General features: G+C 37.4%; 22 protein-coding genes and 1 pseudogene. 8 read left to right on the forward strand and 15 right to left on the reverse strand.

Going from position 1 to position 23,171, the window contains the following annotated elements; all coding sequences use genetic code 11:
* Positions 1–98: 98 nt before the first annotated feature.
* Complete coding sequence (locus tag BM143_RS10860) at positions 99–479, forward strand: winged helix-turn-helix transcriptional regulator (protein WP_090024520.1); 381 nt, start codon at positions 99–101, stop codon at positions 477–479.
* Here the strand turns inward: BM143_RS10860 and BM143_RS10865 are convergent.
* Positions 469–1,665, reverse strand: coding sequence for an MFS transporter (locus BM143_RS10865; RefSeq protein WP_090024521.1), 1,197 nt, complete (start codon positions 1,663–1,665; stop codon positions 469–471). The genes BM143_RS10860 and BM143_RS10865 overlap by 11 nt on opposite strands.
* Positions 1,666–2,103: 438 nt before the next feature.
* Here BM143_RS10865 and BM143_RS10870 point away from each other — a divergent pair, with 438 nt between their 5' ends.
* Complete coding sequence (locus BM143_RS10870; RefSeq protein WP_090024522.1) at positions 2,104–2,853, forward strand: NUDIX hydrolase; 750 nt, start codon at positions 2,104–2,106, stop codon at positions 2,851–2,853.
* Positions 2,854–2,928: 75 nt separating this feature from the next.
* Entirely contained in the window at positions 2,929–3,660 is a 732-nt protein-coding gene (locus BM143_RS10875; RefSeq protein WP_090024523.1) for an MBL fold metallo-hydrolase, read from the forward strand.
* A 19-nt stretch (positions 3,661–3,679) separates the two neighbouring features.
* On the opposite strand, the gene BM143_RS10880 is transcribed toward BM143_RS10875, so the two are convergent.
* Positions 3,680–4,021 carry a helix-turn-helix transcriptional regulator gene (locus tag BM143_RS10880; protein WP_090024524.1) on the reverse strand — a complete coding sequence of 114 codons (342 nt, stop codon included), beginning with the start codon at positions 4,019–4,021 and terminating at the stop codon, positions 3,680–3,682.
* A 634-nt stretch (positions 4,022–4,655) separates the two neighbouring features.
* Here BM143_RS10880 and BM143_RS10885 point away from each other — a divergent pair.
* A complete protein-coding gene (locus tag BM143_RS10885; RefSeq protein ID WP_090024525.1) occupies positions 4,656–5,249 on the forward strand; it encodes a Crp/Fnr family transcriptional regulator in 594 nt (197 codons plus the stop codon).
* Positions 5,250–5,392: 143 nt separating this feature from the next.
* On the opposite strand, the gene BM143_RS10890 is transcribed toward BM143_RS10885, so the two are convergent.
* The 5 genes from BM143_RS10890 to BM143_RS10910 all read right to left on the reverse strand — a co-directional run bounded on the left by BM143_RS10890 (position 5,393) and on the right by BM143_RS10910 (position 12,178).
* A complete protein-coding gene (locus tag BM143_RS10890; RefSeq protein ID WP_090024526.1) occupies positions 5,393–7,561 on the reverse strand; it encodes a DEAD/DEAH box helicase in 2,169 nt (722 codons plus the stop codon).
* Positions 7,558–8,874 (reverse strand): ATP-binding protein, encoded by a 1,317-nt coding sequence (locus BM143_RS10895; RefSeq protein ID WP_090024527.1) that lies wholly within the window; start codon positions 8,872–8,874, stop codon positions 7,558–7,560. Before BM143_RS10895 ends, BM143_RS10890 begins: the two co-directional genes overlap by 4 nt.
* Positions 8,867–10,333, reverse strand: a complete 1,467-nt coding sequence (locus BM143_RS10900; RefSeq protein WP_090024528.1) for a tellurite resistance TerB C-terminal domain-containing protein — start codon at positions 10,331–10,333, stop codon at positions 8,867–8,869. Before BM143_RS10900 ends, BM143_RS10895 begins: the two co-directional genes overlap by 8 nt.
* Before the next feature lie 45 nt (positions 10,334–10,378).
* Positions 10,379–11,269 (reverse strand): BRCT domain-containing protein, encoded by an 891-nt coding sequence (locus BM143_RS10905; protein WP_090024529.1) that lies wholly within the window; start codon positions 11,267–11,269, stop codon positions 10,379–10,381.
* A 276-nt stretch (positions 11,270–11,545) separates the two neighbouring features.
* On the reverse strand, positions 11,546–12,178 hold the full coding sequence (locus tag BM143_RS10910) for a chloramphenicol acetyltransferase (RefSeq protein WP_090024530.1): 633 nt from the start codon (positions 12,176–12,178) through the stop codon (positions 11,546–11,548).
* A 308-nt stretch (positions 12,179–12,486) separates the two neighbouring features.
* Here BM143_RS10910 and BM143_RS24280 point away from each other — a divergent pair.
* From BM143_RS24280 to BM143_RS10930, 4 genes and pseudogenes are all read left to right on the forward strand, one after another.
* Positions 12,487–13,271, forward strand: a pseudogene (locus BM143_RS24280) (NAD(P)-binding domain-containing protein); the annotation flags it as partial.
* Positions 13,272–13,323: 52 nt separating this feature from the next.
* Positions 13,324–13,779: a PPC domain-containing DNA-binding protein gene (locus BM143_RS10920; protein WP_090024531.1), complete on the forward strand. Its 456-nt coding sequence runs from the start codon at positions 13,324–13,326 to the stop codon at positions 13,777–13,779.
* A gap of 48 nt (positions 13,780–13,827) precedes the next feature.
* Positions 13,828–14,409 carry a Crp/Fnr family transcriptional regulator gene (locus BM143_RS10925; RefSeq protein ID WP_090024532.1) on the forward strand — a complete coding sequence of 194 codons (582 nt, stop codon included), beginning with the start codon at positions 13,828–13,830 and terminating at the stop codon, positions 14,407–14,409.
* Between the two features lie 83 nt (positions 14,410–14,492).
* Entirely contained in the window at positions 14,493–15,569 is a 1,077-nt protein-coding gene (locus BM143_RS10930; RefSeq protein ID WP_090024533.1) for an SDR family oxidoreductase, read from the forward strand.
* Between the two features lie 211 nt (positions 15,570–15,780).
* Here BM143_RS10930 and BM143_RS10935 read toward each other — a convergent pair whose 3' ends face one another.
* From BM143_RS10935 to BM143_RS10970, 8 genes are all read right to left on the reverse strand, one after another.
* Complete coding sequence (locus tag BM143_RS10935; RefSeq protein ID WP_090024534.1) at positions 15,781–16,584, reverse strand: helix-turn-helix domain-containing protein; 804 nt, start codon at positions 16,582–16,584, stop codon at positions 15,781–15,783.
* An 18-nt stretch (positions 16,585–16,602) separates the two neighbouring features.
* On the reverse strand, positions 16,603–17,004 hold the full coding sequence (locus tag BM143_RS10940) for a GlcG/HbpS family heme-binding protein (RefSeq protein ID WP_090024535.1): 402 nt from the start codon (positions 17,002–17,004) through the stop codon (positions 16,603–16,605).
* Positions 17,005–17,007: 3 nt separating this feature from the next.
* Positions 17,008–17,799, reverse strand: coding sequence for an SDR family oxidoreductase (locus tag BM143_RS10945; protein WP_090024536.1), 792 nt, complete (start codon positions 17,797–17,799; stop codon positions 17,008–17,010).
* Between the two features lie 190 nt (positions 17,800–17,989).
* The gene (locus BM143_RS10950; RefSeq protein WP_090024537.1) at positions 17,990–18,292 is read right to left on the reverse strand and encodes a hypothetical protein; all 303 of its coding nucleotides are present in this window, start codon (positions 18,290–18,292) and stop codon (positions 17,990–17,992) included.
* Positions 18,285–18,896: a hypothetical protein gene (locus BM143_RS10955; RefSeq protein WP_167375275.1), complete on the reverse strand. Its 612-nt coding sequence runs from the start codon at positions 18,894–18,896 to the stop codon at positions 18,285–18,287. The genes BM143_RS10950 and BM143_RS10955 overlap by 8 nt, the downstream gene beginning before the upstream one ends.
* Positions 18,799–19,212: an RHS repeat-associated core domain-containing protein gene (locus BM143_RS10960; RefSeq protein ID WP_167375276.1), complete on the reverse strand. Its 414-nt coding sequence runs from the start codon at positions 19,210–19,212 to the stop codon at positions 18,799–18,801. Before BM143_RS10960 ends, BM143_RS10955 begins: the two co-directional genes overlap by 98 nt.
* Before the next feature lie 76 nt (positions 19,213–19,288).
* Positions 19,289–19,600, reverse strand: coding sequence for a hypothetical protein (locus BM143_RS10965; RefSeq protein ID WP_139222023.1), 312 nt, complete (start codon positions 19,598–19,600; stop codon positions 19,289–19,291).
* Positions 19,593–23,165 (reverse strand): DUF6443 domain-containing protein, encoded by a 3,573-nt coding sequence (locus BM143_RS10970; RefSeq protein WP_090024541.1) that lies wholly within the window; start codon positions 23,163–23,165, stop codon positions 19,593–19,595. The genes BM143_RS10965 and BM143_RS10970 overlap by 8 nt, the downstream gene beginning before the upstream one ends.
* Positions 23,166–23,171: the final 6 nt, after the last annotated feature.

Below are 23,171 nucleotides of genomic sequence, written 5' to 3' on the forward strand. Positions count from 1 at the left end.
TGATTTTTATTTTCAGTTTCTGAGGACAAAATTAATTTTCAAACCTTACATTTGCACTGTATACAGCGAATTGTATGGTACTAACAAATTTGTAAGCTATGGGGAAAATAAAGGAAAATTCGACGAACAACATCAATAAAAAGTACATACAGGAATGTGATCTTTCTTATGCCGTCTGCAAAATCGGTGGAAGATGGAAACTTTTGATTTTAAACAGGTTGAAAGACGGAAAACTGCGTTTCAGTGAAGTTCGGGACCGGATCTGCGGAATCACTGAACGGATGCTTACTTTACAGCTGAGAGAACTCGAAAAAGAAGGTTTGGTGAAACGAACCGTACATGCTGAAGTTCCGCCCAGAGTAGACTACGAATTGACGAATATAGCACGGGAGCTGATCCCGATCTGGGAAGACCTGGAAAAATGGGGAAATAAGCACAGAGACTTAGTTCAGAGCTGTGAAGTTGAGGCTAAGGTTTAGGCTGAGATGCATTGACTTTGTTGCAAAACAGAACGTGAGCAATGATCGCAAGCAGTCCGAAAGATGCTCCTACAAAGCAGACACCAGACCATTGAGCATATTGCCAGGCCATAGAAGCCAGCCATGTTCCGAGTGATCCACCAATGAAATAGGAAACCATATAAACCGTGTTCAGTCTGTTGACCGCATTGGATTTAATTAAAAAATAATTGGTCTGATTCATGATGTGGCTCGACTGTACGCCAAGATCTACCAGAATAACACCAACAATGAGTCCCCAATACGTTTCGCCCGCAAAATAGGTGAAAGCCCAGCTTCCTACCACAATAAAAAGCGAGTACAATATGATCCGGTTAATATCCAGATATTTCTGAAGTTTTCCCACTTTTGCAGCTGCCAAAGCCCCTACAGCTCCGGCCAGTCCGAAACTTCCCACTACAGAAGATCCTGCATTGAAAGGCGGTTTTTCCATATGAAAGACCAACGTTGTAAACAAGGCACACATAGATCCGAACGCCATCGCCCCACGGAATGAAGCCAGCTGCAAAATAGGCTGTGTTTTAGCCAGATGAGCAACAGATTTCATTAATTCTCTGTAAGTTCCTTTAAAATTTGGCTGCATTTCAGGTAGCATTTTATACACCGCAATCCAAACCAGAATCATCAGTCCTGCAGCAATGCCGAACATCGCTCTCCAACCCCATACATCGCCAACAATTCCACCGATAAAACGGGATAAAAGAATTCCTAATAACAATCCGGACATTACGACTCCGATATTGGAAGATTTTTCTTTATCAGAGGATAGTTCAGCGGCGATTGGTATAAATAACTGAGGAATCACAGAAGTAGCTCCAATCAACAGGCTGGCTGCATACAGCATCCATAATTGAGTAGCAAATGTCATCCACAATAATGATCCAAAAACTAAAAACAAGTCAATCAGAATAAGCTTTTTACGGAAAAATTTATCTCCCAAAGGCACAAGCAGCAACAGACCCAATGCATATCCTATCTGCGTCAGTACAGAAATCCGGCTTGCAGCACTTTCAGAAACATGGAGATCGTCGGAAATAAGGGCCAGTAAAGGCTGGTTATAATAGTTGTTGGCTACCACAAGTCCCGAGATGATGGCCATAAGCCAGATTACTGTTCTTGAAATACCGTTCGTATTGCTCGCCTGCATAGTTGAATTAAAATTTGACTTCAAATGTAAGAATAGAATTAATGAATAAGAGGCATTCCAAATTGTTAATCATGAATAATTCAATTAATACATTCAATCGGAAACACTACCTTTTTTAAGAAAAACAAAGGTAGTCAAATTAAAAAAAAGAGACCGTTTGGAAACGACCTCTTTCAATCAACTATGGCATTTAATCTTAAAATAATTTACAGGCAGGAAAAGAGGGAGATGTTTTTTGTCATAACAGCTTTACAGAAAGTCAGCTGTGGTTTTTGTGTATATCTGTAACGGAAAAATAGCTGTTAATATTTTGTAACATTATTTTTTTATTCTGCTTATCTAATCCCAACTATATTAAATACCTTTATCTAAAGGATTTTTGGCGAAAATTCAATTTTTTTTAGCACATTTGTACTAAACACATTTCACACGGGTTCCATGGATTCTAAACAACAGCTTTTACAGCAGTCAATCGCGGCAAAAGAGGTTTTTCTGCCTCACATTTCGGCTGATCCGGTTATTTTCGGGTTTGAGCATAATGAACTTAAAGTTCTTCTTTTAAAGACCAATTACAGACAAAAATGGCTTCTTCCCGGCGGTTACGTAAAAAAAGATGAAGATCTGGATGACGCAGTCAAAAGAATTTTGAAAGAAAGATCGGGAGTAACGGATGTGTATCTCGAAGAATTCGGGGTATTTGGAAAGAAAAACAGAAGTGAATTCCATTTCGAGGATTTTGATGATACGCTTTTCCAGAAACAGCGCTTTGTTACTGTAGGATATTACGCATTGTACAGTCCTTCAAGGTTTCGCCTGATTCCCGATGAGTTTAGTGAAACCTGCGAATGGGTATTTATAAGCCAATTGCAGGAGCTGGAATTTGGGATGGATCATTATGAAATTATTCAGAAAGCTTTATTTACCCTGAGACAGAAAATATCTACAAAGCCTATCGGACGGAATCTTTTACCCGAAAAGTTTACGCTTCCGGAATTGCAGAAATTATACGAAGCTGTTTTAGGAAAGGAGCTGAATCGCGGGAATTTTTACCGTAAAATAAAAAACCTCGGTATTCTGAAAAAACTTGAAGAACAAAGACGTGGTGGTGCTCACAAAGCACCTGACCTCTACTCTTTTGATGAAGAACATTACGTTAAAGCTATGGAAAACGGGCTTAACAGCTGGTAACTTCATTCTTTTTTCCGATGAGTTCTATTGAAAAAAAGGTTTTCAGGTTTTAGAAATAATAGGGAAATTTGCAGAATGAAAATTATCCCGCTTAAAGAAGGCAATTTCTCGGCCAGCAGAACAAAAGATTTTACGCTTTTAACAGATGAAAATTTTGATACCATAAAAGGAATCAGAATGTCTGTGCAGCCGTTTCTGGTAATTACAGAGCATGATTATATCCTTCTTGATGCCGGTATCGGATGGAAAAATACTGACGGAAAAACGGTCGTTTCTGAATTACTGGAAAAAGAAAATATCAGGCCGGAACAAATCACCAGGCTTCTGCTTTCACATCTTCACAAAGATCATATCGATGGCAGCATACAAAAGACAGACAATGGTTTTGTCCCAACATTTCCGAATGCCCAAATTTATATCCAGAAACGCGAACTGGCTTTTGCGATGGAAAATAAAGGAAATCCTTCTTTTGACTTTGATATTCTGGAAAAGCTGATTACCCTGCCTGATATTGTATGGATGGATGAAGATCAGGGAAAAATCAGTGATGAAATTTCTTTTGAAGTGGTGGGCGGTCATACCCCATTTATGCAGGTATTCTGGATCAGGGAAAATGATGAGACGGTCTTTTATGGGGCCGATGACCTTCCTCAGGAATCTTATTTGAAATACCATCTGGCATATAAAAGCGATTTCGACGGTAGAAAAGCGATGGAATTAAGGCTGGAATGGCAGAAAAAAGCAGCCGAGGAGCAATGGAAAATACTGCTTTACCATGATCTGGACAAAGCAGTAATCCAAATATAATCTGATTCAAAAAATAGGTTTAAAGATCATTAAACCATTTGTAAATATCCAGATCGGAAGGGATACCGAGTTTTTTTCTTATCCTGTTTTTTCTGTTCTGAATGGCTTTTGGGGTCACAAAAGTATAAGTCGCAATTTCCTTGGTGGTAAAGTTGAGTTTCAGGTAAATGCAGAAAATCAGTTCAGAATTTTTGAGATTGGGATGTACATTCGTGATCTTGTCAAAAAAATCCGGATACACTAATCTGAATTTATTCAACAGGCGCGGAGAATTTTCTTTCGCCAATGCCATGATATCGTCCTGTACTAAAATTTTTTGATTCAAATCTTCTAAATTGGATTGCGGTTTTTCGTTTTTCATAATATTTTTCTCATCTCTACTTATTTCTGATGCCTTTAAACGGGCAGCACCAGTACAAATTCTTCTTCTCCGGCTATTGTATAACAGCTGTTTTTATTGGGAGGCTTAAGACTGCATCTTTCAATTTCATTTTTTATAATTCAATAATCTGCGTATACTTTATAGTTTCAACATTTGTTCTTAAAAATTCTCTAACTGAAGTTCTCCTTTTCAATTATTTTTAAAACAAACAAAGAAATAAAAAATGATTAAAATTTTACAGAATTAAAATACCACATACATACCACGCCATGCCTATAAACACTGTATTTGTTCTATTTTGAACCGAGTTTTGAAATTGAACTGCTCATTTATTTATTTTAAACAAATTTAGAAGATTGTAAATCCCATTTTTATGATCCTAATCAATATTTTCCAGGATTTTATTCTATGCCTGGAATAAGATTTACAGATGTTTCCAAGCGAGACGTTAAGCTTTATTCTGTGGTATGTAAATGGTACCCGGTTTTGGAAAAACTGATTAAAATTGAACTTTCTTTACATTATTGAAATTTGGGACTTTTCTGTTGATGACATAATGAAACACATCCATGGTTAAACATTTGTTTAAAATTTTAATTAACCTTTCACCTTTATGATTGCTGAAGATGTACTCTTTTCATTTGGAGCAGAAACCAAAGAATATAAACCGGGAGATATTATTTTCCGGGAAGGCGAATTTTCCACATTTTATTACCAGATTGAAAAGGGGCAGATCAAACTCAATAATTATACGGAAGACGGAAAGGAATTTATTCAGAACATATTTTCCGGGGGACACAGTTTCGGGGAGTCACTGCTGTTTGTAGACCGTCCCTATCCCATGAATGCTATCGCTATAAAGAACTCTCATATTATAAGACTTCCCAAATCCGATTTTTTGAATTTAATCAAAGAAAATCAGGACGTTTCCCTGAATGTCTATCAATGTATGGCCGAAAGAATGTACTACAAATACATCATGCTGTATAACCTCTCTTTTCAGAATCCCATGCTGAAACTGAAACAGCTCATGGATTATCTTAAAAGTTATCAGGAAGACAAAAGTCCCTATTCTTTTGAAATTCCGCTTACAAGACAGCAACTGGCTTCCCTTACCGGAGTCCGCGTAGAAACCGTTATCAGAGCTATAAAAACAATGGAAAAAGAGAAGATTTTGAAGATTGAGAAGAGGAAGATTTTGTATTAGTCTGGAAGATGGGAGAAGGAAGATGGAAGTTCTATGAAGCCTGCGAAGAAAACAGAAGTCTCTTCAATTGGTATTTTTTAGTTTAGAAAAGAAAAATGGAAGCTATTTACAGACTTCCATTATTTATTTACACTTTTCTCCCTTTATTGATTTTCCACAAAATTAAGATTCCGGATAAATTCATGACAACCTTCAAAATCGAAATGGCGGTTTTTCAATAGTTCTATTTGATACTTTATAGGTAAGAATTGTCCCCATTTTGAAAAATCTAAAATTCCCGGACTTTTTTCAATTGCTATAGACAATGCTAAGTCTAAATCAGAAGGTATTTTGGATATTTCTTTAATGGTTGATTTGAAAATTTCTCTATTCATTTTCTTTTGATTTACATCCTCATTAGTTTTTATACTAAAACAGCTTTCCAGCTCAGAATAATGACATGCTATTCCTTTAGTTTCAAGAAGAAACCTGATCGTCCTGTTAATTCTGGAATCAGCAAATGAATAGAATCTGATATTGCTATTACTTAATAATAAAGGACGGTCACTCTGGATATCCTTAAGATCAAAAATTGAAAATTCTTTACGAAGATCATGTATTACATTTTCACCATTTTCATTAATAGATTCTATCTTATTTTTTTCTTTTAAAATACTAAGCATTTTTTCTCTAATCCTATGAGTGGTATCTCCACCATTGCCAAAAAACACAGGCTTTTTCCCATCTTTAGCAGGAATAACTTCTATCTTTTTTGATTGGAGATCTACCTCTACAATCTTCCATATTCGAGCGGCAAGAAATATGTTTTCATCCTCTTTAAGCTGGAAAGATAATGGCAGTTCTCCTATTTTATTGCCGTTATGAGAAACTTTAAAAAAGGTTTCCGTTTTAAAAACGCTGTAAAAATCTTTATTATTAACGACCTTTTCTCCTTCTATTCCAATAATAAGCTCTTTTCCTAATTTTTCAAAAAAATTAATTTTTATAAGATTACTGATCACCTCTACAGTTTCTTCTTCTGTAACGTTAGTAAATGTTTTATTTAATTTAATTTCATGGAGAAGCTTATCTAAAGTGATTCCTGAGGTTCCTTTAACTATTGAAAGAAGCTGATGAACAAGAATATCATAAGGTTTTTGGCTAACAGATACTGGTTCTATATAATGTTCCTGATATAATTGCCAGCAAGCTAGTGACTGCACTAAGCTCCATTCATCCGTTGCATATAAAAACAAATTACTTGCTTTATCCTCTCTTCGTCCGCTCCGCCCAACTCTCTGTATCAAAGAAGCGATACTATTGGTAGAATCAATCTGCACGACTTCATCAACATTGCCTATATCAATCCCCAATTCCAATGTAGAAGTACAGGAAATACAAAATTTCCGGCTCTTATTGTCTTGTTTTGCAAATTCTTCTATATCCTCTCTTACTTCTTTATCCACGGAAGAATGATGGGAGAAATAATTTTTATGTCCGTTTTTTCTTTCAGATTCTCTTTTAAGTTTTACAGCAACTTCTTCAACCCTTCCTCTAAAGTTAGGAAATATTAAAACTTTACTGTTTTTAGTCTGTTCATAAAGATCTTCAATCAATTCCACAGGGAGTTCACTATTTCCTCCTTCAAAGTATTTAAAAACAGCATTAATAGGTTTCGGCGTAGTATCTCTGATGACTTTCGTACGTTCAGGATCTCCCAGAAAATCTTTGAGTTCAGCGTATTTATTTTCATCACTTACCGTTGCCGAAAGGGCCACGGTACTGAACTTCTTTTTATTGACTTTCTGAAGCCGCTGCAACAGAGACTGCAGATGAATTCCTCTGTCTGAGCCTAAAAAGGAATGAATTTCATCAATAACCACATACTCTACCGTTGAAAAAAGATGATGGATATGGTGAGGCTTATTCACAAACATTGCTTCCACAGATTCGGGCGTGATGAGTACAATTCCTTCCGGAGCTTTGATCAGGCGGTCTTTGGCTCCTTTTGAAGCCTCTCCATGCCATTTGGTTACCGGAACATCCAGATACGCACAGAGTTTTTCCACGCGCATGAACTGGTCGTTGATCAAAGCAATCAACGGTGAGATGTAGAGAACTTTTACGCCCTGTTCCTTAAAATTAACTTTTGAAAGGATCGGCAGAAAGGCAGCCTCCGTTTTACCTGAAGCGGTTCTCGAAATTAAAACATAATTAGTGTCATTCGGAATAATCTTTTGAATGGCCGCGTCCTGAATAGGTCTCAGACTTTCCCATTTCTGGTCGCGGATGTATTTTCTGATCGGCTCAGAAAGCATGTCGAATGCTGTCATATTTCCTCAATACTGTCTAACATTACCAAATCATTCGGTCTCTCATCTGAAATCTCAATTTCCCCGAAAAGCTGCTTTTTATCTACATTTGGATTCTGCCTGATGATGTTCAGAATATTCAGAAAATCCCTGATCACTTCTCTGGGAGTCAGGAATTCTGAAGCTCCCGGTTTATTGAACATTTCTTCCATGAAAGCAAAAATTTCATCGTCGGTGATATTCAGTTCTACTTTATAGTTAAAATCAAAAATCAGCTTCAGTTTTTTCAGTAAAACAAAGATTTCATTATGGTCCAAAGGTGTTAATTTGATCACCGGCTGGGCAAAATCCCTGATCTCAAGTGTTTCAAATTTATTGGTTTCCAGTCTGGATTTTAAAGCCTGATAGCTGAACAGTCCTCTCCTTTCATTTTCCAGAAATTCTTTTGTTCCTGCAAAATTAATGAAGAGATTGGAAATTTTCCCTTGAAAACAGTCGTTATAGATAGATAAAATTTTCTCGTAATTTTTTTCACGGGCCGCTGCCGTAGATATTTTGTAGAGATTGATAGCTTCATCGAGATTGATCATAAACCCGCTATAGCCCATGCTTACAAAGAATTTACAGAAATTCTTAAGCATATCGTAAAAATTGGAATCATTGATAATTTCCCGGACACCCAGATCCTGTCTTGCTTCTGTTTTGGTTTTATATTCACCTTTGAGCCACTTCAAAGCATTTCTGCGAAGCAATTCATCTCCTTTAATGTAACCCTCGTAGTATTTAACAATCACAGAACCGAAATCGAAACCGCCGACTTCCGTGATTTCATTTACCGTTTTCATAATAGAATTCTGGATCAGACCCAAATACTGATCATTTCTGATTTCCGACAGTGAAATATGGTTTTCTTCAGCAGTTTTCGTAATCACTTGCTCGATCCATTTTTCCAGCAAAGTCTGTAATGCGCCGCCTTCCGGCTTGGTCTGGATGGCAATATTGTCCATAATGGCAGAATACAGGATCACGCTTTTTCCGTCGTTGGAATACAGCCTGTTGTCCGGGGTAAAATCTGCATTGGAAACAACGAATTTCTGTTTCAGGGCAACAGTGTTCAGCAGATGAAGCATAAAAGATTTTCCGCTTCCAAAATCACCGATCCAGAATTTCGCCATGCTGTGGCCGTTTTTCACGTCATCCAAAGAGCTTATGAATGCATTGATCTCTTCCGATCTTCCAACGGTTATATGCTGTACCCCTATTTTCGGGACTACTCCGCTCACCAGCGAATTGATAATGGAAGTGGCTTCTTTGGGTTTAATATTGTCAATCATTGTTTAAAAGTTTTTTATAATAATCAGTATTAATCGTAAAATATTCATCCTCTTCTTCAATAAGGATGTCGTCGAGGGTTTCAAAACAGAGATCATTAATTGAATCTATGGTAGATCCCATAAACAGGTTCTTAGACTGTAAATAAGCAGCCATTTCACTTTGTGGAATATTAAAACTCTGTTTTTCAAATAAGTCTAAAATTTCCTTCTGAATGTCTGATAAATTCAGTTGTTCAATATATTTCTGAGTGTCTGTTTCGGCATTGTGATGAGTGATATTCATCGTCAGTTCGTCCTCTTCTTCGGTCCCTGCTGGTTGTTCACTTATATTTTCTGCCTCATAATCATCTCTGAGATATTCTTCCAGCAAAGCTACCGTTCCGGAATGCTGTTTCTGAACATTTTCAACGGCATCTCTGTCGATCATTATTTTTTTTCTCTTCGGAAGATACAGTTTAGAGGCCTTTTCAATCGCTGCTTCAAGATTTCTTGTTGTAATGAATTCGTTTAATATATTTTCAAAATCTGTAAGCTGCTCCTGGGTGGAGAACAGGCTCTTCTGAATATTTTTTGTAAGCTGTTTTCTGTCAAATTGAGACGTATTGATATCTTTTTCAAAATAATGGAGATAAAGCTTTAAAGCACTGATCCGGTCATGCTTTGATACAAATTTTGAAGCTTCGAAAAAAATAGTGTCCTGAGAAGGATTTTTAATATTTACCTCTGCCAGCCTGAATATTTCCCTTTCAAAAGCAAGAGTATTGGAAAAATCTTCTTTAATGGTTTCAAATTTTGTCTTCCACCGGCCGGTATTGTTTTCATTCAGAATAATATTGGTTCTGTGATCTGCATCCAGAATCTGATGTTGGTTTTCTACAAGAAAAACCTCAAGTTTTGAAACGATCTTTCTGCCGTACTGGTGCTGAATATCCGGATGGGTATAGTTAAAATCCGCATTGATCTTCCTTTTAATTCCATAGACTTCCCTTACATTATTTTCGCACAATTTTAATATATGGTTGAAAATTTCAGTCTGTACGGCATCATAGGTAAAGCGGTAGTTGAGGCTTTCTTTTCTGTAGCTATACTGCAGGCAGACAATAATTTCGGACAGTTCTTCAATAACCGTTGCATAGGATTTATTGACCGGAATGCAATGGATTTGGAGATAATCTATGGCTCTTAAAAACTGTTTTAAAATCTGTATTCTGCAGTATTCAATTTCATTGAAAACATTGTCGGCAAACCATAACCTGTCCAGCATTGCAACCTGCTCATCATTTAAACTTAGTTTCCTGATGTATTTCTTTCCTATTTTCCAGCCCTCAGGATCATACTGCGGTTGTGCAATATTTTCGACGGAGGGTTCCTGCACATGTAAATCCGTTCCAAAATTGATGGGAATATCTGCACTTCCGGAGACATCAATGATAGAGTCATCATAATGTTCATTCTGCATAGTTGTATTCGTATTTAAGGTGATATTTTCGGATAAATTTTCTCTTCAGATGGCATCAAAAACATCAAACTCATGAACCAAAACTATAGTGTGTCCTGATTTTCTAAGATCCAAGGCTTTTTCTACTTTCCTTCCATAACAGGAATAACTCCAGCACGCATTATTGGTATCGCCAATAATCAGATAATCCGTTTTTTTAGAAATGGTGTTGACAGCAATTCCACCTTTATCCTGAATCGCTTTCTGCAGTTCACTGCGGTTTCCCCGGCTTAATATACCCGTAATACAGAATGTTTTGTTTTCAAATATAATTTCAGGATCTACCGCACAGATTCCTGAAATATTTACATCCGCAGTATCCTTTTCTATTTTAGCTGCCGTATCAGAGTTTTTCAGCTCGACAAACTGTTTGATAAAAGCCGTAAGTATCGTTCTTTCTTCATCATCAATGATTTTATCAGCAACAATAGACAATACCAGACTTCTAATCTCATCATAAGGATAATAAGAGCTTAAGTGTTCATTTTCAGAAAGCCATTCATGAAGTTTGAAGATTTCATGATCATTTAACATACCATCCGCCAGAACTCCATGAAAAATTCCCTGCAGAAGCTGAAGATCAGATGTGATTCCATTATAATAAATACTGCCGTGTTCGTATTTCTGACACAACCAATATAGATCTTCCACAGTTTCTTTGGGTGGTATTCCGTTAGCCACTGTATTTTCAATCAAAAGCATAAATTCCCTGAAAGGGTTTCTGTTGACCAGATCATAATGCTCTTTGGCCCATAATCTGAGTTCTTCCATTTCTTGGGCATCAATTATATCATCTGAAATTATTCCCAGAAGAAGGCCTTTTAATGAATTAATTGCTTTATCTGCTCTGGATTTGGTCGTGACAACCTGTAAGTCTGGATTTTCAAAATTCGTCATCTTAAATACATTGAGTTTATTGGTTAATTAGCTTGTGTTGATGGTAAAATCAACTTTCTAATATAGCAATATTATAGATTCAAAAATATTCAGAATTAAAAAAAATGCCTTACGGTTTTCCGTAAAATGAGAGATTAGATTTTAGAGGTTAGAAGCTAGAGGATAGAATTTCTATAAAATAACTTATCATTATAAATTCTATATCCCGCGCCATATACAGCAGCACTGAACGCAAACCCGAATCCCGACACAAACTCATCACTCATCATTCATAACTTATCCCTCTCCATCAAGCTGTCTCTGAAACTCCTCCAGATATTTCGCAAGATGAATGCCGTCTGCCAGTCCGTGGTGGGCTTCCACAGAAACCGGAAGATACTTTTTACCGTCGCGGACACTGAATTTCCCGAAGGTGATCTTTGGAACAGATTCCGAATTATTAAAGCTGGTAGGATGCAATAACGCACTGAAAGAATTCCAGGGAATGGTTGAATGTCTGATGAGATCTTTTCCAAGTTCGCCATTATTCATTCTGATCCCGGATGTCCGCTGTACATCTTCTATTTCGTCCTGCATCACCGCATTAAACACGTTAAAATCTTTTGAAAAAGGGATAAATGCAAAACCGAAAGTTCCGTCTGCCCTGCCGATCGTAGTTCCGGCGTGAATGGCATCATATAAAATCACCTGATCATCTACAATTCTTAGTTTTAATTCATCTACAGCATTGACAGCTACCATCGACCGGTGAAGATAGGTGGCGAAAAAAGAATGATCATTTTCCTTCGCATAGGCATACGCTTTTGTACAATCGACTTCAGTAGTAAAGCCAAAATACGGGCTTGCCATTTTGGAGAAAAATTCAAAATGTTCTTTTCTGTTCCAGTTTTCGACGTCTATGATTTTCATTGATTTTATTTGCTGCAAATTTCCGTAAGTTTTCCCGGTTTTAAAAGTTTATCCTGAAAAAAATATAGAAATAACGAATCAGAGATATATTGAAAACTTAATATCTATGCTTGGTTTTGGTCGGTTTTTTGATGCAAACAGAACAGGTTTACACGATGAGATCTTCATTCTTTACTGTAAATTTCTCACTAACATTCTTTTGGCTTACTTACTAAAGAAGCCGGACTTAACAATAATTGGACAAATACAATATGGAGACAGAAAAAATTGGATTCATCGGATTAGGAAATATGGGCCATCCTATGGCTAAAAACCTTGAAAAAGCTGGGTTTCCGCTCTCGGTTTACAACAGATCACCTGAGAAAGCTGTGGATTTTAAAGAAAAATCAATCGTTTACACTCAAATTCCGGAGCTGGTTCAGAACAACAGCATCATATTCACTATGCTTACCGATGATCTGGCAGCAAAAGCAGTTTATGAAGAAGTTTTAAATCGGACATCAGCGGAAAGCTCTTTATCGATATGAGTACTATTTCTCCGCAGGCAACCGGTGAAATTTCGGGAGCTGTTAAAATAAAGGAAGGATCTTTCATTGATGCTCCGGTAGCAGGAAGTACCGCACCGGCTGCAGAAGGTACGCTAATCATTATGGCTGGTGGTGAGGAAAAAGACCTTCAGAGAGCCATGCCTTATCTGGAAAAACTTGGAAAAGCAGTCAAACATCTGGGCGAAAATGGAAAAGGAATTGCCGGAAAATTGTCCATCAATTATTTTCTTTCCGCTATTTATCAGGGCTTGGCAGAAACCGTTTTGTTTGCTGATAAACTGGGGATTGAACGTACTGCGATGTTAGAAATTATCAATGAAAGTGCAAGCGGAAGCGGTGCCACGAAAGTAAAAACGCCTCTATTGATCAATAACCAGTACAATCCTGCTTTTGCTTTGGACCTGATGCTTAAAGATATTCTGCTGGCTCAAAATGCAGGTGCCGATTTTCCATTATCAAAGGTTTTAGGTGAAACGTATCAGGCAGCCCACGATCAAGGTTTTGGTAAAGATGATGTGATCGGCATTATTAATTATCTGAAAAAATAAATGACAGAAAAGTTCTGGGTTTTAGAAATAGCATTTAATGATAGACAGGATGGATACACAAAATTTTAAAGGCAATAACTGGTCTGCAAGAAAAACAGGACCTGTTTATATCGTCAGCATCAAAGATCAATCAAGTATTGTTGAGGCTTTGACTGATTTTGTTCAAAACCAGAATATACAGGCTGGCGAAATCACGGGCATTGGAGCTGTCAGCGAAGCCACCCTTCGATTTTTTAAACCTTCCGATAAAAAGTATGTTGATAAAACTTTTCATGAGCAGATGGAAGTGACTAATATTTCCGGAAATGTTTCTGAGATCGATGGAAAACCAGCACTTCATATGCATATTACTTTGGGAAGAGAGGATTATACGGCTCTAGCAGGACATCTTCTGGATGCAAGGATTCGCGGTGCCGGAGAATTTATTTTCTATCCTTTACATACGAGAGTCGTAAAAGTGAAGAATGAAGAAGTCGGGATCAATTTCTATGATTTTGAAAAATGAAACAGCATACTGCTTTGAAAATAGTATTTTTGAATAAATATTTTCCTGATGTTTGACATCCTTCTTTCCCATATCCAAAACAAAGTTGAGCTTTCTGAAGAACAGAGCCATAAGATCCCATCTTTCTTTACGTCCAAAAAATTACGTAAAAAGCAATATCTGTTACAGGAAGGTGATATTTGCAAATGTCTTTCATTTGTAAGTAAAGGCTTGCTCAAATCTTATGTTTTAGATGAAAAAGGAAACGAACGGATCAATATGTTTGCCTTCGAAGGATGGTGGATTTCTGATTTCAATAGTTTTATTCATCAGGAAAAAGCAATTCTGAATATTGATGCTGTAGAACAAACGGAAATATTGATGATCACCCTGGAGGATTATGAAAGAATGATGCTGGAAATTCCTATAATGGATCGTTATTTCAGGATTCTTTATCAAAACAGTCTTGTTACAAAAGATTACCGACTGATGGTTTCCAACAGCTTTACAGCAGAAGAAAAATATATGCAGTTTGCCCAAAAGAACCCGGAAATCATCAAAAGGGTTCCTCATAATCTTATCGCTTCTTATCTTGGCCTAGCTCCTGAAACGGTAAGCAGAATACGAAAAAAATGGTCCCTGAATACTTGATCTGGATCAATACTAATGCATGACGCAGGTCAAGTGTTTCAGCCCTCTCCTGTTCCTAATTTTGTAAAAGAAATTTTACAGAAATGGACAATACAAAAAACATAGCACTGGTAGTGGGTGCGACAGGAATTACAGGTAGTAATCTTGCGGAAGAACTTATCTCACAGGGATGGACCGTTTACGGACTTTCCAGAAATACAAATAACAATATCCCGGAACTTCTTCCAATAAAAGCTGATCTACTGGATATCGACAGTTTAAATTCAGCATTGGATGGAATCTCTCCTACTCATGTGTATTTCACGACCTGGATGCGAAATGATACGGAAGAAGAAAACATCCGTGTGAACAGTGCCTTGGTGAGGAATCTACTGGATGTGTTGGCTTCCAAACAATCGGTAAAGCATGTAGCTCTGGTGACAGGTCTGAAACATTATTTAGGACCTTTTGAAGCGTATGCTAAAGAAGGAAAACTTCCTGAAACTCCGGTCAGAGAAGAACATCCGAGACTTCCACTTCCTAATTTTTACTATGCTCAGGAAGATGAAGTATATAAAGCTTCGGAAAGAGATGGATTTACGTGGAGTATTCACAGGCCTCATACCGTGATCGGTTATGCAGTGGGTAATCTGATGAATATGGGAACTACTCTGGCGGCTTATGCCAGTATCTGCAAGGAAAAAGGGCAAAAAATGATCTGGCCTGGATCTGCGGAGCAATGGAATGGTGTTTCTGATGTGACCGATGCCCGGATTTTAGCCAAACAACTCGTCTGGGCTTCTACTACAGAATCTGCAAAAAATCAGGCTTTCAATATTGTGAATGGAGATGTATTCCGTTGGAAATGGCTTTGGAAAAAGCTGGCAGACTGGTTTGGTATTGAAGCCGAAGATTTTGACGGAACGGTAAGGCCTCTGGAAAATGTATTAAATCATGAAGGTGAAACCTGGAAAGAAATAGCGGAAAAGTATAGCTTGAAAGAGAATAATCTTGACAGATTAGCTTCTGCATGGCACACGGATCTGGATCTCGGAAGACCTCTGGAAGTGATGTGTGATATGGCTAAAAGCAGAAAACTTGGTTTTACAGCATATCAGAATACGGAAGATTCTTTCACGGAACTGTTTGAAAAACTGAAGGCGGAAAGATTGATTCCTTAACTTAAGTTTGGGAGCTGGAAGAGGGAGGCTGGATGTTACTATTGGGCATTCATATTTAATTGTTCTCATCAAATTTGATTCGTCATAAAAAAACTAACAGAATGCGCTTTAGCTATTATTTGAGATGTAAATAGCTTCACCCTCCAAACCTCATAAATAAAGGAGCAGTTTATCGCTGCTCCTTTTTTATTATTGATGTGTTTTTTTATTGTTAAATCTCACTGGTAGTCATTCCGAACTTCTGTTTAAACGAATAGTAGAAATGAGAAAGATTTTCAAATCCCAGTTCAAGATAAATATCTGACGGCTTCTTATCTCTGTGCCGGATCAGATAATACGCTTCTTCCAGTCTTTTCTCTTTAAGCCACTGTTTGGGGGTTGTGTTGAATGCTTTATTAAAATCACGCTTAAATCCCGACAAACTGCGGCCTGTAAGCCTGGCAAAAGTTTCCACCGATACATTGAACATAAAGTTTTTATTCATGTATTCTTTCAGATCAATCTTATGCGGTTCAGAAAAGTCAAAAAGAAGGTTTTTAAAATCAGGATTGCTCTGGAGAATCAATTCTATCGCTTCTTTGATCTTTAAAACAACCAATCTGGAAGTTGCTGTTTTAGTCTTGTCAACATAGGGCAGCAAAGAAACAAAATATCCTCTGAAAAACTCATCCGGTTCAAAAAACAGCTTTTCGATATCGGGAAATCTTTCCGCAGCAGCCATCTTATTTTCAGCAGCGTATTGGCGGAGCGTTTCCTGATCAAGTGTTATGGAAAGAAACTGATACTTTTCATTTTTTGAAGGATGTTTTACCGTACGGATCAATTGATTTTTCCGTACCAGAACGACTGTATTTTCTTTTATGACCGTTTTTCCTTTGTCATGAAAAGCATGCGTTTCACCGGACAGCTGGAAACCCAGAAAATGATCCGGAATAAATTCCTCATGTCCCCTGTACGTTTCAAAGGCACATGAATACACCAGTTTGTCAAATATGATCTCAGAAGTTCTCTCCATGATACAAATATCTGAAATTTAACCCACAACAGAAGCACCGGCCTCTGCAATCTCTTTGTCCTGCTCGGGAGTTCCCCCGGAGGATGCTATGGCTCCGATGATTTTCCCCTCAGCATCTTTGATCACTACTCCACCGGCAATCGTTAAAAGTCCGCCATTGGAATTCACCATACCATATCCGTGCATATCTGCTCCGGCAATGATACTTCCCATAACATCACTGTCAACCCCGAACATCACTGCAGTTTTTGCTTTTTTAAGGGCAAAATCTATAACCCCGTAAACGCTGTCCAGTCGTGCTAATGTCATCAAATGTCCGCCATTATCTACTACCACAATACTTACCGGAATATTGATGGATCCGGCTTTTTCAATGGCTGCCTGAAGTGCTTCTGCAGCCTGCTTATAAGTAATGCTCATGATTTAACTTTTTGCCGTCCATGCATCCGCCTGAAGCTGTTTTACAAAATCTTCCGTTTCTTTAGGATGTACGTTTCTGAAGTTAGAGTTTTCATCCAGTGCTACATTCACGATCACATCGGCCATAGACTGAGGATCCAGCTGATGCGCCAGAGATTCAGCAACGCCATCGAAAGAAGACTCCGGCGTGAAATTCACTTTCGGATCATACCAGCGGAAGATAGAATCTACCCCTCTGTCATTGAATCCTGTTCCGAAAACTCCGGGATTACACGTTGCGATCTTGATGTTGAACGGAGCCAGTTCAGTTTTTAAACCTTCTGCAATAGATTCCATAGCGTGTTTAGAAGCACAATATGCCGCAACGTAAGGTACGGTCCATAAACCTCCCATAGAAGTGGTGAACACAATTTTACCCGGTTTTTTCTGCTCGATAAATTTCTTAACGAAACCCTGTGCAAGCTCTAACCCACCGAAAACATTCACATCAAACATGGAGCGGATAAATTCCAATGGCTGCTCTGCAATAGGGCCGCCTTCCATAATACCGGCATTGCTGATTAAAATATCAATATCATATTTTTGATGGATATAAGCGATATCTCTGGAATTGGTCACGTCCAGTTTATCAACGGTCAGTTCAATTCCCTGTTCATTCGCTTCACGTATTAAATCACTTACCTGTGGATAAACCTGTGCAGTAGCGATTACTTTGTGTCCTTTTTTAGCCAGATCAAATGCGGCTATCTTCCCGAAACCGCTTGCTGCACCTGTAATTAAAATAGTTTTGCTCATTTTGTTTTCTTATTGTTACAGATACAAATTTCAAGGATTTTGAAGGGAATACTGTTGGTGGGTGGTTCAATGTTTTGTTGGTGGGTGGTTCAGGTGAAATAAGCCAGTATAAGTAGTTCAAGGAAGATGATAAAAAACTAAGAATAATCTTTACTATATAATTGGAAAGCTAATACCAAAAATCAGAATTCTAGTTTTTTAAGCGATTCATAAAAGGAAATTCTTTATTATATTCTACCACAACAGTATCTCCTATTTTGTACTTTTCATCATAGCTTGGATTAGAATATTTTTTACCATTTACTGAAAATTCATAATAATATGAAAAAGGTCTTATCAGGTTTCCTCTCGAAACGTCTTTATCATTTATAATATTTCCATTTGTAATTGCTAAAGAAACAATATTTAATAATGGTCTATATACTAAAACATTTCTATAGGTATAGATTGCAAAAATTAATAGAAGGACTAATATTAAATGCTTTTTATTCATCAGTTTTATCTTTTATTTTAGAAATAGGCTTATTTAATACTGCATTACTAGTATTTTCAACAACTTTATTCGTTGAGTTTTTAATTCCGTTACTTAATTGTTTTGAAATACCCTTTATATCAAGCTTTTTTGATATATTGTTTGATGTTCTTGAACTTAATCCAGTTACTTTCTGTACAAAATTTTTAGCTTTAGTATTACTGTTTAGGTTGACTTTATTAGCGATACTATTTAATTTTGTAGTTTTAACTAATCCTCCTGCTTTTTTAGCCACGCCTCCCGCAGCTGCATCTATTAGTATGTTTTTTGCAATATTACGAGCATTTGTTTCTACCTTACCTGTAAATTTCCCACCATTCATTGTTTTTACTTCTACTACGTTCTTTGCTATCATCACGGTCGTTTTTACAGCCGCCTTTCTAAGAGCACTTCCTCCTTGTGTCAAAGCCCCCTCTGCTGCAGATAAAGCTATTGAAGAAACGGATATATTATCAGTCCATTTATTTTTAATAGATGGATCCAAATAATTGGCAGCAACCTGAAGACCATAGTCTGTGGCAGCCCCTACAATAGCTCCAACAATGCACGTTGGACATTCTTCCATCCGGATCATCAAATTTTACAGGATTGTTATATCCATAAGAATATGGGCTAAGGTTATCCGGATTGAAAATTCCTCCGCCATTTCCTAATGTCGTTTGTATTGCACCTGCTACTTCATCATCATTTTCGTCATCAATATCATTAGGGTCAAAAGTAAAATCAAGATCTTTTATTAATGGGTCTGGTTGCATCCATCTACTAATATCTGGCATATATTGCCTCCAGCCATAATCATACATTCCCGTTTCCTGCAGTTCCTTACCGTTGTACTTATACTGATAAGCATTCTGCGTAGTCACCGTATAATTATGGAGCAATCCAAAAGGATAATAATTGTTTACTTCTACAATCTTTTGAAGGCACGAGCGAGACGCTCGTGCCAGCGGGGGATTTCTATTTCTGATTTTTTATCCTATTCATAAAAGGAAAAGTTTCATTATATTCTATCAAAACACTATCACCTAACTTATACTTCTCATCATAACTTGGATTTGAATAATCTTTGCCATTTACTGAAAATTTATAATAATATATAAATTGATTAGTAAACTGTCCTCTTCTCTTATAGTATTTTTCATTTATTATCTGACCTTTTATTTTTTGATTAGAAAAGATATTTAGTACTGGTGTATAAATAATGTTTTCTCTAAATAAATAAATCATAATCATTAATAATAGAAATATTTTAAGCCACTTGCTATTCATCTGTTTTCTTTTTAATATTATCAACGGTTGCTTTAGTTCTTGCATTAACAGTATTTTCAACCGCTTTATTAGTAGAGTTCTTTATTCCGTTACTTAACTGTTTAGAAACTCCTTTTACGTCTAATTTTTTGGCAATACTATTTGATGTTCTAGAGTTAAGTCCTGTTACTTTTTGAACAAAATTTTTCGCTTTAGTGTTACTATTTAAATGAACTTTATTAGCGACATTATTCAACTTTGTTGTTTTCACCAATCCTCCTGCTTTCTTGGCAATACCTCCTGCAGCAGCATCAATAAGGGTATTTTTAGCAATATTGCGAACATTAGTTTCAGCTTTAAACCCTTTGGAATTCCATTCAACCGTATTTTTAGCAACCATAACGGTTGTTTTCACAGCTGCCTTTCTAATTGCACTACCGCCTTGTGTTAATGCCCCTTCCACTGCGGACAAAGCTATTGACGAATAAGAAATATTATCAGTCCATTTATTTTTAACAGATGGATCCAAATAATTGGCAGCAACCTGAAGACCATAGTCTGTGGCAGCCCCTACAATAGCTCCAACAATGCACGTTGGACATCTTCCATCCGGATCATCAAATTTTACAGGATTGTTATATCCATAAGAATATGGGCTAAGGTTATCCGGATTGAAAATTCCTCCGCCATTTCCTAATGTCGTTTCTATTGCACCTGCTACTTCATCATCATTTTCGTCATCAATATCACTAGGGTCAAAAGTAAAATCAAGATCTTTTATTAATGGGTCTGGTTGCATCCATCTATTAATATCTGGCATATATTGCCTCCAACCATAATCATACATTCCCGTCTCCTGAAGCTCCTTTCCATTATATTTATACTGATAAGCATTCTGCGTAGTCACCGTATAATTATGAAGCAACCCAAAAGGATAATAATTGTTTACTTCTACAATTTCACCCGGTCTCCACTCCTGCGTTATGAAATTTCCGGAAGGAGAAGGATGAAAAACGGTTGTCTGATACATTCTCGGCTGAATCGTTCCGTCTTTATTCGCATCAGTATAGCTCAGTCTTATATTTCCCAAATGATCCGTAAAATTGTACACATAGCTTTTATTAAGAACATCATAATACCCTTCAGCTGTCGGGATGATTCTTAATTTCATAACTGCCACTTCATTGGGATCGGTTAACACAAGACCTCCGCCAGCAGATTCTTCAGAAGGTTTAGTAGATTTATACTGAAACCCATCCAGATAATCTGTTTGTAAATCTCCAAACAACTTCTTTACTTTTACTCCATCTGCCCTGTAGGTATAGTTAGTTACTTTGGCATTCTGAGTAATCTGTCTAGGTAAATTTAAATAATTGTATTGGATTGAGGAAATTCCCTTATCAGGATGGCTGATCATATTTCCATTGCCGTTACCATTGTTATTGTCGTACCCGATCGTACCCGGATTAGCCAGATAAGGATAGCCTGAAGGGTTCTGCTGTTCATCCGTAACTCTGATCAGTTTATTACCTGTATAGTCATATTTCAGGTTATCAATAGCCACAGCTGTGCTGTTTCCTGCCAAAGTTCCTGCTGACCTTTGCAGTCTTGTAATATTACCGTTAAGATCGTATTCCAGCTTTTCAAAATATTCTTTGGCATTTTCGCTGCCTGCTTTTTGATAGAAGCCTGCTGAAAGCCTGTTTAAAGGATCATAAGCATAACCATATCTTTTCAGGGGTTCATTGTCCTCCGTCAGAGTTTTCCAGGATACTTCAGCGATATTTCCATTGTATTTTGGTTTTACTTTTAAATTGGTGAAATCTGAATTCGGGGTTTCCAGACCTTCAACCTGATTATAATTGATCTTATATCCAAACAAATCATTTCCTAAGCTTACAGGATCATTGATCTGGGTCATCCAGCCTCTGATATTGTATTTGTAATCGATGCTTTGAAGCGGTGAACCCATACTCACTCCTCCCACTTTCTTGTTTTCAAGCTGTGAAAGCTCATTGTACTTGTTCTGAGCCAGAATTTCTTCGGGGTTACTGTCTATTTTATGTTTATGTACCAAAAGCCTGTTCTGATGATCATAAGTGAAGTTTTCAGTGATGACTCTTTCTGTATCCGTAGCAAGCCTTTTGTGTCTGGTAATAACCGTCTGCGGTGTCCCTGCAAAATCCAGTTTGGATTCTGTTTTAGTGTAGCCACCGAGATGATTGATAGAATAGGTTCCTATCGGTCGTGCTTTGGTATCGTAATAGGTATAATTCCTGGTCCAGTTGTCATCTTCAATATTCTTGACCAGGCTCATCACCGGAAGACCTTTTGTACTTCTTTCTGCAGAGACTGTCCCTGTAAGAACAGGTTCTCCCAGAACATTTGAAACCGAAGGGTTGAAACTATAGCCCGGAAGGCTATCATAATAATTTAAAGATAATAATGTAACCCAGGTCGGAGATTTGGGATATGTATTGTCAGGGTTATCATAATAGACATCTATTCCCTGTCTGTTAAAGAGCACAGTATTAATTCTGCCTACATTATTTGAATTCTGAAGATCAGCCTGAGTTTGTTCTACGGATCTTGATCCTCCTGTACTTATTCCAGTAATGGCAACTCTTCCAAACTGATCATATTTCGTGTACAGCCAATGACCTTTTGCATTTAAATTGGCGTCCTGAGTTGCTACCAATCTGTCCTGTTTATCATACACCATAAACTCCCAACCTTTGCCAGGAAGCTTTTTTTCTACTAAACGGTTTCTTCCATCATAGCGGTATTGATAACATAATTCATCCTGCTTTATGAGATTAGGAACAATATCACCACGAATGCTTGCCAACGGTGGAACTACAAATGCCAGCTGATTAAATTCATTGTAAACATAATAGGTATCAGCATATTCATCATTGGCAATGACTTTTCTGACCAATACGGTTTGGCCCTTTCCATTTTTAAATTCTATAGTTTCGTTCAGGTCTTCATCCTTAACAGAGTTTTTATACAATTGCCCATCGGTATACAGCCAGTTTTCTTCCAAACGGGACTTTGTTGCCCCATTTTCCCATGAGGTAACGGTGATGAATTTTCGTACCCGGTCTGCCACAGTAACAGCATCATATCCAAATTTCACAGGCTTGGTGTTCCAGGTATTTCCTACCTGTTTCTGTTCCAAAACCCTGTCTAATGGTGAATTTTCTAATATCTTTTCGGAATAAATCTTTTCAGAACCATAGATATCAGGCTGGGTAGCATTGGCCAAAGATAAAGGAACCATTCCTCCATTTTGCGTTCCAGACTGAGGAACGGGAAGGAAATCAAAAACCTGTCTCCCAAACTGGTCGTATTCTATATGAGTAACGACATCTCGTCCTAAAGGAGAAGCTTTTACGTTAACCACTTGTTTGGGTCTGCCTAAACCATCGAAATACTGCACGGTTTCTGAGGTTTTTGTCGGTTGTCCGCCCGCATTGTAATCAAGATAAGATTTAGAATACACATAGTTTTCTCCCTGGGTAAGCTGAGCATGCGCTGAATGAGCCATCAGCAAAGCCCCGATGGGAATGATTATTTTTTTCATGCTTGT

The sequence above is a fragment of the Chryseobacterium oleae genome, assembly GCF_900115055.1.
Classification (GTDB): Bacteria; Bacteroidota; Bacteroidia; order Flavobacteriales; family Weeksellaceae; genus Chryseobacterium; species Chryseobacterium oleae.